The organism is Faecalimicrobium sp. JNUCC 81 (genome assembly GCF_053667625.1).
Genome location: NZ_CM132203.1, coordinates 2,237,229 through 2,253,220, shown reverse-complemented (window position 1 = coordinate 2,253,220; position 15,992 = coordinate 2,237,229). Strand labels below are relative to the sequence as shown.

Annotated in this window: 16 protein-coding genes; all 16 read left to right on the top strand. The window is 30.8% G+C overall.

The genetic code is table 11. The features are described from left to right. The first annotated feature begins 40 nt into the window (after positions 1–40). Complete coding sequence (locus JNUCC81_RS11170; protein ID WP_454093541.1) at positions 41–844, top strand: enoyl-CoA hydratase-related protein; 804 nt, start codon at positions 41–43, stop codon at positions 842–844. Positions 845–866: 22 nt separating this feature from the next. Beyond that, positions 867–1,709: a 3-hydroxybutyryl-CoA dehydrogenase gene (locus JNUCC81_RS11165; protein ID WP_454093540.1), complete on the top strand. Its 843-nt coding sequence runs from the start codon at positions 867–869 to the stop codon at positions 1,707–1,709. 63 nt (positions 1,710–1,772) lie between these two features. After that, on the top strand, positions 1,773–2,957 hold the full coding sequence (locus JNUCC81_RS11160; RefSeq protein WP_454093539.1) for an acetyl-CoA C-acetyltransferase: 1,185 nt from the start codon (positions 1,773–1,775) through the stop codon (positions 2,955–2,957). A 30-nt stretch (positions 2,958–2,987) separates the two neighbouring features. After that, positions 2,988–4,112 carry an acyl-CoA dehydrogenase gene (locus tag JNUCC81_RS11155; protein WP_454093538.1) on the top strand — a complete coding sequence of 375 codons (1,125 nt, stop codon included), beginning with the start codon at positions 2,988–2,990 and terminating at the stop codon, positions 4,110–4,112. Positions 4,113–4,145: 33 nt separating this feature from the next. Continuing rightward, the gene (locus JNUCC81_RS11150; protein WP_454093537.1) at positions 4,146–4,943 is read left to right on the top strand and encodes an electron transfer flavoprotein subunit beta; all 798 of its coding nucleotides are present in this window, start codon (positions 4,146–4,148) and stop codon (positions 4,941–4,943) included. A gap of 59 nt (positions 4,944–5,002) precedes the next feature. Continuing rightward, positions 5,003–5,977, top strand: coding sequence for an electron transfer flavoprotein subunit alpha/FixB family protein (locus JNUCC81_RS11145; protein WP_454093536.1), 975 nt, complete (start codon positions 5,003–5,005; stop codon positions 5,975–5,977). 91 nt (positions 5,978–6,068) lie between these two features. After that, entirely contained in the window at positions 6,069–6,449 is a 381-nt protein-coding gene (gene kal / locus JNUCC81_RS11140; protein ID WP_208334606.1) for a 3-aminobutyryl-CoA ammonia lyase, read from the top strand. Positions 6,450–6,469: 20 nt separating this feature from the next. Beyond that, positions 6,470–7,315, top strand: a complete 846-nt coding sequence (kce, locus tag JNUCC81_RS11135) for a 3-keto-5-aminohexanoate cleavage enzyme (RefSeq protein ID WP_208334605.1) — start codon at positions 6,470–6,472, stop codon at positions 7,313–7,315. Between the two features lie 19 nt (positions 7,316–7,334). After that, on the top strand, positions 7,335–7,988 hold the full coding sequence (locus JNUCC81_RS11130) for a 3-oxoacid CoA-transferase subunit A (RefSeq protein WP_454093535.1): 654 nt from the start codon (positions 7,335–7,337) through the stop codon (positions 7,986–7,988). Further along, positions 7,989–8,648 (top strand): 3-oxoacid CoA-transferase subunit B, encoded by a 660-nt coding sequence (locus JNUCC81_RS11125; RefSeq protein ID WP_454093534.1) that lies wholly within the window; start codon positions 7,989–7,991, stop codon positions 8,646–8,648. A gap of 14 nt (positions 8,649–8,662) precedes the next feature. After that, entirely contained in the window at positions 8,663–9,694 is a 1,032-nt protein-coding gene (kdd, locus tag JNUCC81_RS11120) for an L-erythro-3,5-diaminohexanoate dehydrogenase (RefSeq protein ID WP_454093533.1), read from the top strand. Positions 9,695–9,713: 19 nt separating this feature from the next. After that, entirely contained in the window at positions 9,714–10,964 is a 1,251-nt protein-coding gene (gene kamA / locus JNUCC81_RS11115) for a lysine 2,3-aminomutase (RefSeq protein ID WP_454093532.1), read from the top strand. Between the two features lie 114 nt (positions 10,965–11,078). Then, a complete protein-coding gene (kamB, locus tag JNUCC81_RS11110; protein ID WP_454093531.1) occupies positions 11,079–12,098 on the top strand; it encodes a lysine 5,6-aminomutase reactivase subunit KamB in 1,020 nt (339 codons plus the stop codon). Positions 12,099–12,131: 33 nt separating this feature from the next. Further along, positions 12,132–13,571: a lysine 5,6-aminomutase reactivase ATPase KamC gene (kamC, locus tag JNUCC81_RS11105; protein WP_454096394.1), complete on the top strand. Its 1,440-nt coding sequence runs from the start codon at positions 12,132–12,134 to the stop codon at positions 13,569–13,571. An 18-nt stretch (positions 13,572–13,589) separates the two neighbouring features. Next, the gene (kamD, locus tag JNUCC81_RS11100) at positions 13,590–15,185 is read left to right on the top strand and encodes a lysine 5,6-aminomutase subunit alpha (protein WP_454093530.1); all 1,596 of its coding nucleotides are present in this window, start codon (positions 13,590–13,592) and stop codon (positions 15,183–15,185) included. Beyond that, a complete protein-coding gene (gene kamE / locus JNUCC81_RS11095) occupies positions 15,185–15,970 on the top strand; it encodes a lysine 5,6-aminomutase subunit beta (protein WP_208334392.1) in 786 nt (261 codons plus the stop codon). The genes kamD and kamE overlap by 1 nt, the downstream gene beginning before the upstream one ends. Positions 15,971–15,992: the final 22 nt, after the last annotated feature.

Here is a 15,992-nt window from a genome sequence, read left to right as displayed (position 1 = left end):
AAAAACATACACATTACTATTATTAAAAGGGTGGAGATATATGTTTAAAAATTTAATATGTACTAAAGAGGAAAACGTATACACAATAAAGATAGCCAGAGAAAAATATCTAAATGCATTAAATGAAGATGTATTAAAAGAATTAGATATGGCTATTGATATCATCAGTAATGATGAAGAAATTTATGTAGGTATAATAACAGGAGAAGGAAAGGCTTTTGTAGCAGGGGCAGACATAGAAGCTATGAAAGGTATGAACTTTGAGGAAGCAAGAATATTTTCAAAAACGGGAAATTGTTTATTTAGGAAAATAGAAAACTGTGAAAAACCTATAATAGCAGCAGTAAATGGATTTTGCTTAGGAGGTGGATTAGAACTTGCTATGAGTTGTGATATTAGAATAGCAAGTACGAAAGCAAAATTTGGACAGGTAGAAGCTAATCTTGGAATATTACCAGGATTTGGTGGAACTCAACGATTGCCTAGAATTGTTGGGGTAGGTAAAGCGAAAGAGCTTGTATACAGTGCACAAATAATAACCTCGAAAGAAGCATTAAATATAAATTTAGTTAACAAAGTTGTAGAACAAGAAGATTTAGTGAAAGAATGTGTAGAGATGGCTAAACTTATTTCATCTAAAGGACAGTTAGCTATAAGATATGCTAAAAATGCTATAAACAGAGGTTATGAAATAGATATAGATAGTGCTATAAACTTAGAAAACAATTTATTTGGCCTATGCTTTGCAAGTTATGATCAAGAAGAAGGTATGAGTGCTTTCTTAGAAAAAAGAGAACCAAAATTTAATATACATTGTGAAAAAAATTTAAGTAGTTCATTATAGTTCATTAATAGGGGGAAAAATTATGAAAATAATGGTAATAGGAAGCGGTACTATGGGAAGTGGTATTGCACAAGTATTTATAGCTAATGGACATCAAGTAATACTTAGGGATTTAAACAATGACAGCTTAGAAAAAGGAATCAAGACAATAACAAAAAGCTTAGACAGGAAAGTAGAAAAAGCAAAAATAACAGAAGAAGAAAAGAATGAAACTTTAAGTAGACTTTCAAAAACTATAGACTTAGAAAAAGCTAAAGATTGCGACTTAATAATAGAAGCTATAGTTGAAAATATGCAAATCAAAAAACAACTATTCGAAGAATTAGACAAAATATGCAAGGAAGAAACAATATTTGCAACAAACACATCATCATTGTCAATAACAGACTTATCAATAAGCACGACTAGAGCCGAAAAGGTAATAGGAATGCACTTTTTCAATCCAGCACCAGTTATGAAATTAGTAGAAGTAATAGACGGTATGCTGACATCTAAAGAAACTCACGACACGATATATAAATTATGTACACAATTAGATAAAACTCCTGTAAGTGTAGCTGAAGCACCAGGATTTGTAGTTAATAGAATATTAGTACCTATGATAAATGAAGCAATAGGAATATTTGCAGAAGGTATTGCAAATGTAGAAGATATAGATAATGCAATGAAATTAGGAGCAAATCACCCAATAGGACCACTAGCTTTAGGGGATCTTATAGGTTTAGATGTATGCTTAAATATAATGGAAGTACTATATAGTGAATTTGGGGATTCAAAATACAGACCTCATCCACTTTTAAGAAAAATGGTAAGAGCTGGCATGTTAGGGAGAAAGAGTAAGAAAGGATTTTATGATTATAAATAATTAATCACAAAATTCATTCAATAAATCACAAAGCAATCATTGATATTGTCAAGGGGGTAAAGCATGAGGGAAGTTGTAATAGTTTCAGCAGTTAGAACTCCAATAGGATCTTTAGGTGGCTCGCTTAAAGATGTAAGCTCTGTAGAATTAGGTACTATAGCAGCAAAGGAAGCTATAAAAAGAGCTAATATAAATCCTAAAATAATAGACGAAGTGCTAATTGGTAATGTATTAAGTGCAGGTCTTGGGCAAAATGTAGCAAGACAAGTTGCTGTAAAATCTGGTATTCCAGTAGAAGTTCCAGCACTTGCTATAAACAAAGTTTGTGGTTCTGGACTTAGAGCAGTTAGTATGGCAGCACAATTTATAGCTCTTGGAGATTGTGATGTAGTATTAGCTGGAGGCTGTGAAAGTATGAGTAATGCTCCATATTTACTAAATAAAGGTAGATATGGATATGGTTTAGGGGACAATAAATTAGTTGACTCTTTAGTAAATGATGGATTAACAGATGCTTTTAATCATTATCATATGGGAATAACTGCAGAAAACTTAGCACAAAAATTTGGGATAACTAAAGAAGAACAAGATGAGTTTGCACTTTTAAGTCAAGAAAAAGCTAAAAATGCTCAATTAAATAATAGATTTAAAGATGAAATAGTTGAAGTTTTAATACCTCAAAGAAAAGGCGATCCTATAATATTTGATACTGATGAGCATCCAAAGCACAATACTACTATAGAAAAATTATCTAAATTAAAACCAGCATTTAAAAAGGATGGAACTGTTAGTGCAGGTAATGCATCTGGGATAAATGATGGTAGTGCAATGGTAATACTTATGAGTAGAGAAAAGTGTAATGAATTAGGATTAAAGCCATTAGCAAGTATAGTTTCATATGCTTCAGCAGGTGTTGACCCAAGCATAATGGGATATGGACCAGTTCCAGCAACCCAAAAAGCTCTTCAAAAGGCAAACCTAAAGTTAGAAGAAATAGATTTAATAGAAGCAAATGAAGCTTTTGCAGTTCAAGCTTTATCAGTATCAAAAGAATTAAACTTTGATATGGAAAAAGTAAATGTAAATGGTGGTGCAATAGCACTGGGTCATCCAGTAGGAGCTAGTGGGTGTAGAATATTAGTTTCTTTAATATATGAAATGCAAAAGAGAGAAGATGTTAACCTAGGACTTGCTACACTTTGTATAGGTGGAGGACAAGGTACTAGTTTAATAATAAAAAAATGCTAATATAGTATATTCAAAAGAGGGGAGATATTTATGGAAAAATATGAATTATTAAAACAGATGTATAGAGAGTTTACAGTAAATGAGGTAGCTCCTATAGCACATGAAATAGATGAGGAAGAAAAGTTTCCATATGAAACCGTTGATAAAATGGCTGAATGTGGAATACTAGGAATACCTTTTCCAAAAGAGTATGGTGGAGAAGGAGGAGATTATTTAGGATATACATTAGCTGTTGAAGAACTTTCTAAAGCTTGTGGAACTACAGGCGTAATAGTATCTGCTCATACTTCACTAGGAGCTAATCCTATATATGAATTTGGTACAGAAGAACAAAAGCAAAAGTTCTTAGTGCCACTTGCAAAAGGTGAAAAATTAGCTGCTTTTGGTTTAACTGAACCTAATGCAGGTACAGATGCATCATCTCAACAAACTACTGCAGTTTTAGATGGAGATAACTATATATTAAATGGAACTAAGGTATTTATAACTAATGCAGGTCCTGCTGATATATATGTAGTTATGGCTATGACTGATAAATCTAAAGGAACTCGTGGAATATCAGCTTTCATAGTAGAAAAGGGAACAGAAGGATTTACTATAGGTAAAAAAGAGAAAAAACTTGGTATAAGAGGTTCTGCAACTTGTGAACTTATATTTGAAAACTGTGTAATACCTAAAGAAAATTTATTAGGTAGAGTTGGGCAAGGGTTTAAAATAGCTATGAAAACACTAGATGGTGGACGTATAGGTATAGCTGCACAAGCCTTAGGAATTGCTCAAGGTGCATTAGATACTACTGTTGATTATGTAAAAGAAAGAAAGCAATTTGGTAGAAGTTTATCGGCTTTCCAAAATACTCAATTTGAACTTGCTGATATGAAAACTAAAATAGAAGCTGCAAGACTTTTAGTATACAAAGCTGCTAGCAAAAAAGATGCAGGAAAACCTTATAGTGTAGATGCAGCTATGGCAAAACTTTATGCATCAGAAGTGGCAATGGAAGTTACAACTAAAGGAGTACAACTTCACGGAGGATACGGATATACTCGTGAATATGATATAGAAAGAATGATGAGAGATGCAAAAATAACTGAGATATACGAAGGAACAAGTGAAGTACAAAGAATGGTTATAGGTGCAGATTTACTTAGATAAATTAGATGAGGCGAATTTTTAGGAGGGAAAAATATGAATATATTAGTTTGTGTAAAACAAGTACCAGATACAACAGAAGTAAAATTAGACCCTAAAACTGGTACATTAATAAGAGATGGGGTTCCAAGTATAATAAACCCTGATGATAAAGCAGGAATAGAAGAAGCAGTAATATTAAAAGAAAAAATGGGTGCAACAGTTACAGTATTAACAATGGGACCACCTCAAGCTAAAAATGCGTTAAAAGAAGCAATAGCGATGGGTGCTGATAGAGCAATACTTCTTACAGATAGAGCTTTTGCAGGAGCTGATACATTAGCTACTTCAAAAACTATAGCAGGAGCTATAAAGAAGTTAGATTATGATTTAATAATAGCAGGAAGACAAGCAATAGATGGAGATACAGCACAAGTTGGTCCTCAAATAGCAAATCACCTTGATATACCATCTATAACTTACGTTGAAAAATTAGAAGTAGAAGATGACCATGTAATAGTAAATAGAGCTTTTGAAGATGGATATCAAGTTATAAAGGCAAAGATGCCACTTCTTATAACTACTTTAAAAGAAATGAATACTCCAAGATATATGAGAGTTTCTAGAATATATGATTGTATGAGAGAAGATAAAATAGAAACTTGGAATTTAAAAGATATAGATGTTTGTTTAGAAGAGATAGGACTTAAAGGTTCTCCAACTAAAGTTAAAAAGTCATTTACTAAAGGAGTTAAAGCTAAAGGAACACTTTATAATGTAGATGAAAAAGAAGGAGCATCAATAATAGTAAATGCACTTAAAGAAAAGTTTATAATAACTGAAGCTAAGGCTTAAAAAACCAAATAATTTGACGAAATATTTCTCAAAGAGTAGTAATTATAGGAGGGAAAATAATGAGTGTAATGATTTTTGTTGAACAAAGAAGTGGTGAAATACAAAATGTTTCTTTGGAATTAATAGGAAGAGGTAAAGAGTTAGCAGATAAATTAAATAGTAAAGTAAGTGCAGTACTTCTTGGACACAATGTTAAAAATTTAAGTGAAGAACTTATACAATATGGAGCAGACGAAGTAGTTTGTGTTGATGATGAAAATTTAGATGTATATGTAACTAATACATACGCTAAAGCACTTTGTGAAGTTATAAATAAAAAAGAACCAGAAATCGTTTTAGTAGGAGCTACTACAATAGGTAGAGATTTAGCTCCAAGAGTTAGTGCTACTATTGAAACAGGTCTTACAGCAGACTGTACATCACTTGAAATAGATGATGAAAATAATGGACTTTTAATGACTAGACCTGCATTTGGTGGAAATATAATGGCTACTATAATATGCCCAAATCATAGACCACAAATGAGTACTGTAAGACCAGGGGTTATGAAAAAGTTAGAAAAAGATACTGCAAGAACTGGAAATATAGAAAACTTTGTAGTAGATTTTAGTGAAAATGGTAAAAACGTAGAAGTATTAAAATACATAAAAGAAACTGTAAAGAGTATTAATATAGAAGATGCTAATATACTTATATCAGCAGGAAGAGGAGTTGGCTCTAAAGAAAATATGGATGCTTTATATGAATTAGCAGACATATTAGGAGCTGAAGTAAGTGCTTCTCGTGCTGTAGTTGATGCAGGATGGGTTGATAAATCTCGCCAAGTAGGTCAAACTGGTAAAACTGTAAGACCAGATCTTTACCTTGCTTGTGGTATATCAGGGGCTATACAACATTTAGCTGGTATGGAAGAATCTGAATTTATAATAGCTATAAATAAAAATAGCGAAGCACCTATATTTGAAGCTGCAGATGTTTCAATAGTGGGAGATGTTAATAAAGTTGTTAAAAACTTAATACAAGAATTAGCATAATAACTAAAGCTTACTAATTGGTGTAGGTCTAGCTTTAAAAGGCCTACACCAGTTAATAAATATATAAATAATCATAAAGGGGGAATTTAACATGAAAGCAATGATAAGAATGAGAATGGGAAGTAATGATGCTCATTATGGTGGAAATTTAGTAGATGGCGCTAAGATGCTTCAATTATTTGGAGATGTAGCAACTGAACTACTAATACAAAATGATGGTGATGAAGGATTATTTAAAGCTTATGATAGCGTAGAGTTTTTAGCACCAGTGTTTGCTGGTGATTATATAGAAGCTGTTGGTGAAATAGTTAATGTAGGAAATAGTTCAAGAAAGATGGTATTTGAAGCTAGAAAAGTTATAGTGCCAAGAACTGATATAAATGAATCAGCAGCAGAAGTTTTAGAAAATCCAATAGTGGTATGTAAAGCTAGTGGAACTTGTGTAGTACCTAAAGATAAACAAAGATTATAGTTATGTAGGGGGGCTTTAATATGCAAAAGGTTATAATAACTGCAGCTATATGTGGTGCAGAAGTAACAAAAGAACATAATCCAAATGTTCCATATACTGTTTCTGAAATAGTAAGAGAAGCAAAGTCTGCATATGATGCTGGAGCGAGTATAATACATCTTCATGTAAGAGATGATGATGGAACTCCAACTCAAGATATAAATAGATTTAGGGAATGTATAGAGGCTATAAAGGTTGAGTGCCCTGATGCAATTGTTCAGCCTTCAACTGGAGGAGCAGTTGGAATGAGCAATGAAGAAAGAATCCAACCGGTAAATTTATCTCCTGAAATGGCAACTCTAGACTGTGGAACTTGTAACTTCGGTGGAGACGAAATATTTGTAAATACTGAAAATACAATAAAAGAGTTTGGAAAGAAAATGATAGAATTAAATGTTAAGCCAGAAATAGAAGTATTTGATAAAGGTATGGTAGATATGGCTATTAGACTTAACAAAAAAGGATTTATAAATGATAACATGCACTTTAACTTTGTAATGGGGGTTAATGGAGGCATAAGTGCAACTTATAGAGATTTAATGTTTATGAGAGAAAGTATACCTCAAAATGCTACATTTACAGTAAGTGGAATAGGAAGATCTCAATTTGATATGGTAGCTTTAAGTATATTATTAGGTGGGCATATCAGAGTAGGATTTGAAGATAATGTATATATGAAAAAAGGGGTACCAGCATCTTCAAATGGAGAATTAGTTAAAAAGGCTGCAAATATAGTAAGAGAGCTTGGTAGAGAAGTAGCTTCACCTAAAGAAGCTCGTGAAATACTAGGTTTAGAGGTTAATATATTAAGCACACAAGAAGCTTAAACTATCTAGGGGGGATAAAATGAGCAAAGTTATATCTGTAGAAACATTAAAGAATCTTTTTAAAGATGATATGACTATTATGGTAGGTGGATTTTTAGGCTGTGGGACAGGAGAAGTTCTTATAGATTCACTTATAGAATCTGGTGCTAAAAACTTAACTATAATAGGAAATGATACTTCTTTTGTGGATAAAGGAATAGGAAGACTTATAGTAAATAATCAAGTTAAAAAGGTTATAGCCTCTCATATAGGAACAAATGCCCAGACGGGAAGACTAATGAATGAAGGCAAATTAGAAGTTGAATTATCTCCACAAGGAACACTTATAGAAAGAGTAAGAGCAGGTGGATTTGGTCTAGGCGGAATATTAACTCCAACAGGAGTGGGAACTTTAGTTGAAAAAAATAAAGAAAAAATAACTGTAAATGGTAAAGAATATTTATTAGAATTACCACTAAGAGCAGATATAGCACTTGTAAAAGGTAGTGTCGTTGATTCATTTGGAAATACAGTTTATAGGGGAACTACTAAAAACTTCAATCCAATGATAGCTATGGCAAGTGATTTAGTAATAGTTGAAGCTGAAGAATTAGTGGAATCTAAAGACTTAGAAAAAGAGATGATAATGACTCCAGGTGTAGTCGTAGATTACATAATAAAGGAGGCGAAATAAATGAATCCTAAAGAGATTATAGCTAAAAGGGTAGCTAAAGAATTTAAAAATAATCAATTAGTAAACTTAGGAATAGGACTTCCAACATTAACAACAAATTATCTAGAAGAAGGTATAAATGTAACTTTCCAATCAGAAAATGGAATGGTTGGTATGGGAAAACTTGCAAATGAAGATGAAGTAAATCTAGATATAACTAATGCAGGTGGTCAATTTGCAACAATAAATGAAGATGGAGCTTTCTTTGATTCATCAATGTCTTTTGGACTTATAAGAGGAGGACATGTAGATGTAACAGTACTTGGAGCTTTAGAAGTAGACCAATATGGAAACCTAGCTAACTGGATAGTTCCTGGGAAAACGGTTCCTGGGATGGGCGGAGCTATGGATTTAGTAGTTGGAGCAAAGAAAGTTATAGTTGCTATGTTACACACTGTAAAAGGAAAATCTAAAATACTTAAAGAATGTACTCTTCCATTAACTGCAAAAGGTGTAGTTGATATGATAATAACTGAATTTGCTGTTATGGAAGTAACAAAAGAAGGTTTAGTTGTAAAAGAAATAAGTGAAGATATAACTATTGAAGAATTAAGGGCTATGACAGAGGCTGATTTAATAATCGCCGATGATTTAGTATGTAGAAATGCACAAACAGTATAAAAGGGGGATTAGTCATGAAAGGATGTAAATACGGAACACACAGAGTTATAGGGGAAAATGTACTTCCACAACCAGCTAAAAAAATAAATAATGATATGAATATTTATGATAATGAAATATTAATAAATGTTTCTGCTTTAAACATAGATTCAGCAAGTTTCACTCAAATAGAAGAAGAATGTAATCATGATGTAGAAAAAATAAAATCAAAAATATTAAGCATAGTAGAAGAAAAAGGAAAAATGCAAAATCCGGTTACTGGTTCTGGTGGGATGTTAATAGGAACAGTAGAAAAAATAGGTTCTGATTTAGCAGATAAGACAGATTTAAAAATAGGAGATAAGATAGCAACACTTGTATCATTATCATTAACTCCATTAAAAATAGAAGAAATAATAGATATAAAAGCAGATATAGATAGAGTTGAAATAAAAGGAAAAGCTATATTATTTGAAAGTGGTATATATGCAAAATTACCAACAGATATGGAAGAAAATTTAGCGTTAGCAGCGTTAGATGTTGCTGGTGCTCCTGCTCAGACACAAAAGTTAGTTAAAGAAGGAAATAGTGTTTTAATACTTGGGGCTGCTGGTAAATCTGGAATGCTTTGTTGTTATGAGGCTAAGAAAAAAGCTGGTAAAAACGGAAGAGTAATAGGGCTTGTTAGAGATGAAAGACAAGAGAAGTTCTTAAAAGAAAATAATCTTGTAGATGAAGTTATAACTGTAGATGCACAAAATCCTAATGCAGTTTTAAATAAGGTATTAGAAGTAAATGAAGGAAAAGAAGTAGATTTAGCTATAAACTGCGTAAATGTTCAAAATACAGAAATGAGTACAATACTACCTGTTAGAGATGGAGGAATAGTATACTTCTTCTCAATGGCAACAGCATTTACAAAAGCTGCACTTGGTGCTGAAGGTGTAGGTAAAGATGTAGATATGATAATAGGAAATGGATACACAAAAGGTCATTCAGATGTTACAATAGCTGCTTTAAGAGAAAGTGAAACAATAAGAAACATATTCAAAAAACTATACGTATAAAATATAAGGGGTGGGGATTATGGAAAGAAAAATATTTACAGACGTTAGCAATGAATTATGGAATGACTGGAAATGGCAAGTAAAAAATAGAATAACAACAGTTGAAGAATTAAAAAAATATATACCACTTACAGAAAGTGAAGAAGAAGGGGTTAAGGAATGTCTTAAAACTTTAAGAATGAGTATAACACCTTATTACTTATCATTAATAGATCCAGCTAATGCAAATGACCCAATAAGAAAGCAAGCTATACCAGTTTCAAGTGAACTTAAAGTATCAGATGCTGATTTAGATGATCCACTTCACGAAGATGGAGATTCACCAGTACCAGGACTTACTCATAGATATCCAGATAGAGCATTACTTTTAATAACAGATCAATGTGCAATGTATTGTAGACACTGTACTAGAAGAAGATTTGCTGGACAAAATGATGGAGCTCAACCAGTTGATAGAATAGATAGAGCTATAGAATATATAAGAAATACTCCAGTTATAAGAGATGTATTATTATCAGGTGGAGATGCACTTTTAATGAGTGATGAAAAATTAGAATACATCATAAGCAAGTTAAGAGAAATACCACATGTTGAAATAATAAGAATAGGAAGTAGAGTTCCAGTTGTTATGCCACAAAGAATAACTGATGATTTAGTAAATATGCTTAAGAAATATCATCCAGTTTGGTTAAATACTCACTTTAACCATCCAAATGAAATAACTGAAGAATCTATAGAAGCTTGTAATAAAATGGCAAATGCAGGTATACCTTTAGGAAACCAAAGTGTTTTATTACGTGGGGTAAACGATTGCATGCATGTAATGAAGAAATTAGTTAATGATTTAGTAAAAATAAGAGTTAGACCATACTACATTTATCAATGTGACCTATCTACTGGAATAGAGCACTTTAGAACTCCAGTATCTAAAGGTATAGAAATAATAGAAGGTTTAAGAGGACATACATCAGGATACTGTGTACCAACATTTGTTGTAGATGCACCAGGTGGTGGAGGTAAGACTCCAGTTATGCCAAACTATGTAATATCTCAAAGTTACGATAAAGTAATACTTAGAAACTTTGAAGGTGTTATAACTACTTATACAGAACCAACAAACTACAGTCATATATGTGAATGTGAAGTTTGTAAAGGTGAAAAAGAAGTTCATAAGGTAGGAGTAGCAGGTCTTTTAAATAATGAAAGAATGACACTTGAACCAACTGAATTAGATAGAAAGAAAAGAGAGTTAAGCGCTCATTTAGGTTAATAAAAACTAATACTAAGAGATATTATAGGTTATATAGCTTATAATATCTCTTAGAAAAAGCATTAAGACCTACATCGCTTAGAAAAATTATTTCAAATTTTTAAGGATATAATTATGGATATATTAAATGAAATATTAAAATATAAGAGTATGTCTATTATAGGAAACTATAAAAATGTAGGTAAAACAACAACTCTAAATTATATATTAAAAGAATGTATAAATAAAAATATAATATTAGGGCTTACATCAATAGGTGTAGATGGAGAAGGTGTAGATGTTGTCACTAAAACGCAAAAACCTAGAATATATGTAAATAAAAATACTATAATAGCTACAGCTAATAGTTTGGCCTTAAATAGTGATATAACCAAAGAGATACTAGAACTTACAAATATAAGCACACCACTAGGAAATATAGTTATATTTAGATCCTTAAGCGATGGATATATAGAACTTGCAGGTCCATCTATAAATACTCAAATAAAATACATTTGTGAAAGATTAAATCACTATGGTGCAGATTTAAGTATAGTTGATGGAGCTTTATCTAGAAAGACATTAGGCTCACCATCTATAACAGAGTCTACAATATTTTGTAGTGGAGCTGTAATAAATAAAGATGTAAATAAGGCAATAGAAAAAATCATATATGAAGCTAACATCTTAAATATTGATAAAATCAATGATGAAAAGTTTTATGAAATCTATGAAAATATGAAAGAATATAAGGTTAGTTTAGTAAATAAAGATTATTCATACAAATGCCTAAATATAAATACAACTCTAAATTCTTATAAAGAAATTATAGATAGTGTAGGTGAATTTACTAAGTATATAGTTGTAAATGGAATAGTTACTAATAATTTTATAGATGGTCTTATAAAAAGTGGTAGTAACTATAAAAATATAACTATATTGGTTAGTGATAGTACAAAGATATTTTTAGATAAGGAAATATTTGATAAGTTTATAAAGCTTAAAGGAAGTATTAAGGTCATAAATAAAGTTAATCTAATTGGATTAAGTATAAACCCAACATCAATAGAAGGATATAGCTTTGATGATAAATATTTTATAGATAGTATACAAAGTAAAACTAATATAAAAGTATTTAATGTTATGAATGTTTAGAAATTAAGCTTTTATAAACAAGAAGGTGATTATATTAAGTCATTTATAATAAACGAAGTAAATACAATTACACCATATGGAGAAAAAGAAAAAGCTAATATAAAAATATATAAAAAAGAAAATATTGATAAATTAGTAAAAGAACTTAATTATATAGAAAATATGATTAAGAGCTTAAAAGAAAATGATAAGGTGTATGACGATATACAATATGAATTTTGTAAAACTAAAAATATAATAAATACTATAAACAGGCTGGATGCAAAAAATACATTAGATGAAATAGAACTGTTTGAAATAAAGAACTTTGCTATAAATTCTAATAAAATAATAAAAAACTATTTAAAGTTAAATATTGATATAGACTATATAAATTTCAAAGACTTAGATAAAGTTGTAAAGTTATTAGACCCAGATGAATTAAATTTAACCACATTTCAAATATATAGTGCATATAGTAAAAAACTATTACACATTAGGCAAAATAAGCTAAATATTGAAAAGAAGATATTTAGTGAATCTAATAAAGATACTGTAGATAAATTAAAAGTAGAAAGACTAGAAATTGTTGTAGAAGAAGAACAAGAAGAACTTAGAATAAGAAAAGCTATAAGTGAAAAGTTGTATAACTATTTAAACGACATAAATGAAAATATAAAATCTATAGGTAAGTTAGATTTACTTATTGCAAAAGTAAAATTAGCACTTAAATATGAAGCTGTAAAACCTAGTATAAATAATGAAAATAAAATTTTCTTTAAAGAGCTTATAAATCCAAATCTTCAAACACTTTTAGACTCACAAAATAAAAAATATATTCCAATAAGCATAGACATAGATAAAAAAATAACCATAATAAGCGGTGCGAATATGGGTGGTAAAAGTGTAAGTATGAAAACTATAGCACTTAATTTATACTTATTTCAATGTGGATTTTACGTATTTGCTAAAGAAGCTAATTTATGTGTATTAGACTTTATATACATAATAAGCGACGATATGCAAGATATAAATAAAGGTTTAAGTACATTTGGTGCAGAGATTATAAAATTAAAAGAAATAACAAAGCTTATGAAATTAAAAGATGGGTTTGTAGCATTAGATGAATTTGCAAGGGGGACTAACCCAATAGAAGGTAGGTTACTTTTAAAAGGAATATGTGAATATTTTAAAAAGTACAATTCAATAAGCTTAATATCTACGCATCTAGATGATATAAATATAGATGATGTCAGCTATTACCAGGTAATAGGTCTTAAAAACGTAGATTTTGATGGTTTAAAACGTCAAATAGATTTAAAAATCAAAACAGGCAAAAGTTCAAATGGTGTACAAATACTTCAAGAGTATATGGATTACAGATTAGAAAAAGTAACCAAAGAGACTAAAGTTCCAAAAGATGCTATTAACATATGTAAATTGTTGGGACTGGATAATGAAATAGTAAATATAATTGACAAACTAAGTAAATAGAGGTTGAGGGGGATTAATATGAGTAAAGTAAATTTAGATTTTAGTATAGTTGAAAAAGCTCGTGAATCAGCAAAAAATATAGTGTTAGATACACAAGAATTCATAGATAAGCACACTACAGTAAGTGTTGAGAGAACTATACTTAGATTACTTGGTGTTGATGGTGTAGATGAGTTTGGTGTCCCACTTCCAAATGTAGTTGTAGATAGTATAAAAAATTCAAATAACGGCTCTTTAGGTATGGGAGCTTCTTATTACATAGGTAATGCTATGATAAACACAGGCCTTACGCCACAAGAAATAGCACAAAAGGTGTCACAAGGAGAATTAGATTTATGTTCACTTAAAGAACATGATATATTTGATGTTAAACTTAAGATAAATGAAATAGCTGTTGAGAGCACAAAACAAATAAAAGAAAATAGAAACAAAAGAGAAGAATACTTAAATGAATATGGAGATAAAAGTGGTCCTTATATATATTTAATAGTTGCAACAGGAAATATATATGAAGATATAACTCAAGCAGTAGCTGCAGCTAAACAAGGTGCAGATATAATAGCAGTTATAAGAACAACAGGACAAAGTTTACTTGATTATGTTCCATATGGAGCTACTACTGATGGATTTGGTGGAACATATGCAACAGGTGAAAACTTTAGATTAATGAGAGAAGCACTTGATAAAGTTGGTAAAGAACTTAAAAGATACATAAGACTTTGTAACTACTGTTCAGGATTATGTATGCCAGAAATAGCAGCACTTGGAGCACAAAATAGATTAGATGTTATGTTAAATGATGCTTTATATGGAATATTATTTAGAGATATAAATATGAAAAGAACAATGATAGATCAATACTTCTCAAGAATAATAAATGGATTTGCTGGAGTTATAATAAACACTGGTGAAGATAACTACTTAACAACAGCAGATGCAGTAGAAGAAGCACATACTGTACTTGCATCTCAATTTATAAATGAACAATTTGCATTAGTTGCAGGTCTACCTGAAGAGCAAATGGGACTTGGTCATGCTTTTGAAATAAGTCCTGATGTTGAAAATGGATTCTTATATGAATTAGCTCAAGCTCAAATGGCTAGAGAGATATTCCCAAAAGCACCTCTTAAATATATGCCACCAACTAAGTTTATGACAGGTGATATATTTAAAGGTCAAGTACAAGATGCACTATTTAATATGGTAACTATAATGACAGGCCAAAAGTTACACTTATTAGGAATGCTTACAGAAGCAATACACACTCCATTTATATCAGATAGAGCAGTTTCAATAGATAATGCACAATATATATTTAGTACTATGAAAGATTTAGGAAGTGAAATAGAGTTTAAAAAAGATGGAATAATGTGTAATAGAGTTAATGAAGTTTTAAATAATGCATATGATTTAATTTCTCAAATAGAAAAAGATGGATTATTCAAAACATTAGAACAAGGTAAGTTTGCAGGGATAAAAAGACCAATAGATGGTGGAAAAGGTCTTGATGGAGTTGTTATAAAAGAAGCTATGTATTTTAACCCATTTGTAGATTTAATGCTGGACAAAGAACTAGTAGCACGAAAAGAGTTAGCGTTAGGAGGTAACTGTTAATGAGCGGACTATATTCTATGGAAGCTAAGGAATACGATCAAAATCTTGATTTAAAAAACGTAAAGCCTTATGGAGATACATTAAATGATTCTAAAGTACAAGTAAGCTTTACATTACCTGTAAAAGATGATGAAAAAGGTATAGAAGCTGCAAAACTTACAGCTAAAAATATGGGGCTTGGTGATATAAATGTGGCACATCACAAAGCACTTGATAGTGAATTTACCTTCTATGTTGCATATGGAAGTTTAGAAAAAGGCGTAAACTACGAAGATATACATGTAGAAGTAGCACAAGAAGATACTATGGACAAGTATGAAATAGAAGAATATATAAAAGAAAATATAAAAAGAGATGTAGTAGTAGTAGGTGCAAGTACAGGAACTGATGCACATACAGTTGGAATAGATGCAATAATGAATATGAAGGGTTATGCAGGAAACTATGGATTAGAAAGATACGAAGGAATAGAAGCTTACAATTTAGGAAGCCAGGTTCCAAATGAAGAGTTTATAAAAAAAGCAGTAGAACTTAAAGCAGACGTATTATTAGTTTCTCAAACTGTAACACAAAAGAATATTCATATAGAAAACCTAACTAATTTAGTAGAACTATTAGAAGCTGAGGGATTACGTGATAAAGTAGTACTTTTATGTGGTGGACCAAGAATAAGTCATGAACTTGCAAAAGAATTAGGTTATGATGCAGGATTTGGACCAGGTAAATTTGCTCAAGATGTAGGAAGTTTCTTTGTAGAAGAGTTAGTAAATAGAAATTTAGTATAATAAAAAAAGGATTATATTAAGG

What these genes read in the sequence shown, in the direction of transcription:
- JNUCC81_RS11170 (WP_454093541.1), top strand. Translation starts at nt 41, where the DNA reads ATGTTTAAAAATTTAATATGTACTAAAGAGGAAAACGTATACACAATA.
- JNUCC81_RS11165 (WP_454093540.1), top strand. Translation starts at nt 867, where the DNA reads ATGAAAATAATGGTAATAGGAAGCGGTACTATGGGAAGTGGTATTGCA.
- JNUCC81_RS11160 (WP_454093539.1), top strand. Translation starts at nt 1,773, where the DNA reads ATGAGGGAAGTTGTAATAGTTTCAGCAGTTAGAACTCCAATAGGATCT.
- JNUCC81_RS11155 (WP_454093538.1), top strand. Translation starts at nt 2,988, where the DNA reads ATGGAAAAATATGAATTATTAAAACAGATGTATAGAGAGTTTACAGTA.
- JNUCC81_RS11150 (WP_454093537.1), top strand. Translation starts at nt 4,146, where the DNA reads ATGAATATATTAGTTTGTGTAAAACAAGTACCAGATACAACAGAAGTA.
- JNUCC81_RS11145 (WP_454093536.1), top strand. Translation starts at nt 5,003, where the DNA reads ATGAGTGTAATGATTTTTGTTGAACAAAGAAGTGGTGAAATACAAAAT.
- kal (WP_208334606.1), top strand. Translation starts at nt 6,069, where the DNA reads ATGAAAGCAATGATAAGAATGAGAATGGGAAGTAATGATGCTCATTAT.
- kce (WP_208334605.1), top strand. Translation starts at nt 6,470, where the DNA reads ATGCAAAAGGTTATAATAACTGCAGCTATATGTGGTGCAGAAGTAACA.
- JNUCC81_RS11130 (WP_454093535.1), top strand. Translation starts at nt 7,335, where the DNA reads ATGAGCAAAGTTATATCTGTAGAAACATTAAAGAATCTTTTTAAAGAT.
- JNUCC81_RS11125 (WP_454093534.1), top strand. Translation starts at nt 7,989, where the DNA reads ATGAATCCTAAAGAGATTATAGCTAAAAGGGTAGCTAAAGAATTTAAA.
- kdd (WP_454093533.1), top strand. Translation starts at nt 8,663, where the DNA reads ATGAAAGGATGTAAATACGGAACACACAGAGTTATAGGGGAAAATGTA.
- kamA (WP_454093532.1), top strand. Translation starts at nt 9,714, where the DNA reads ATGGAAAGAAAAATATTTACAGACGTTAGCAATGAATTATGGAATGAC.
- kamB (WP_454093531.1), top strand. Translation starts at nt 11,079, where the DNA reads ATGGATATATTAAATGAAATATTAAAATATAAGAGTATGTCTATTATA.
- kamD (WP_454093530.1), top strand. Translation starts at nt 13,590, where the DNA reads ATGAGTAAAGTAAATTTAGATTTTAGTATAGTTGAAAAAGCTCGTGAA.
- kamE (WP_208334392.1), top strand. Translation starts at nt 15,185, where the DNA reads ATGAGCGGACTATATTCTATGGAAGCTAAGGAATACGATCAAAATCTT.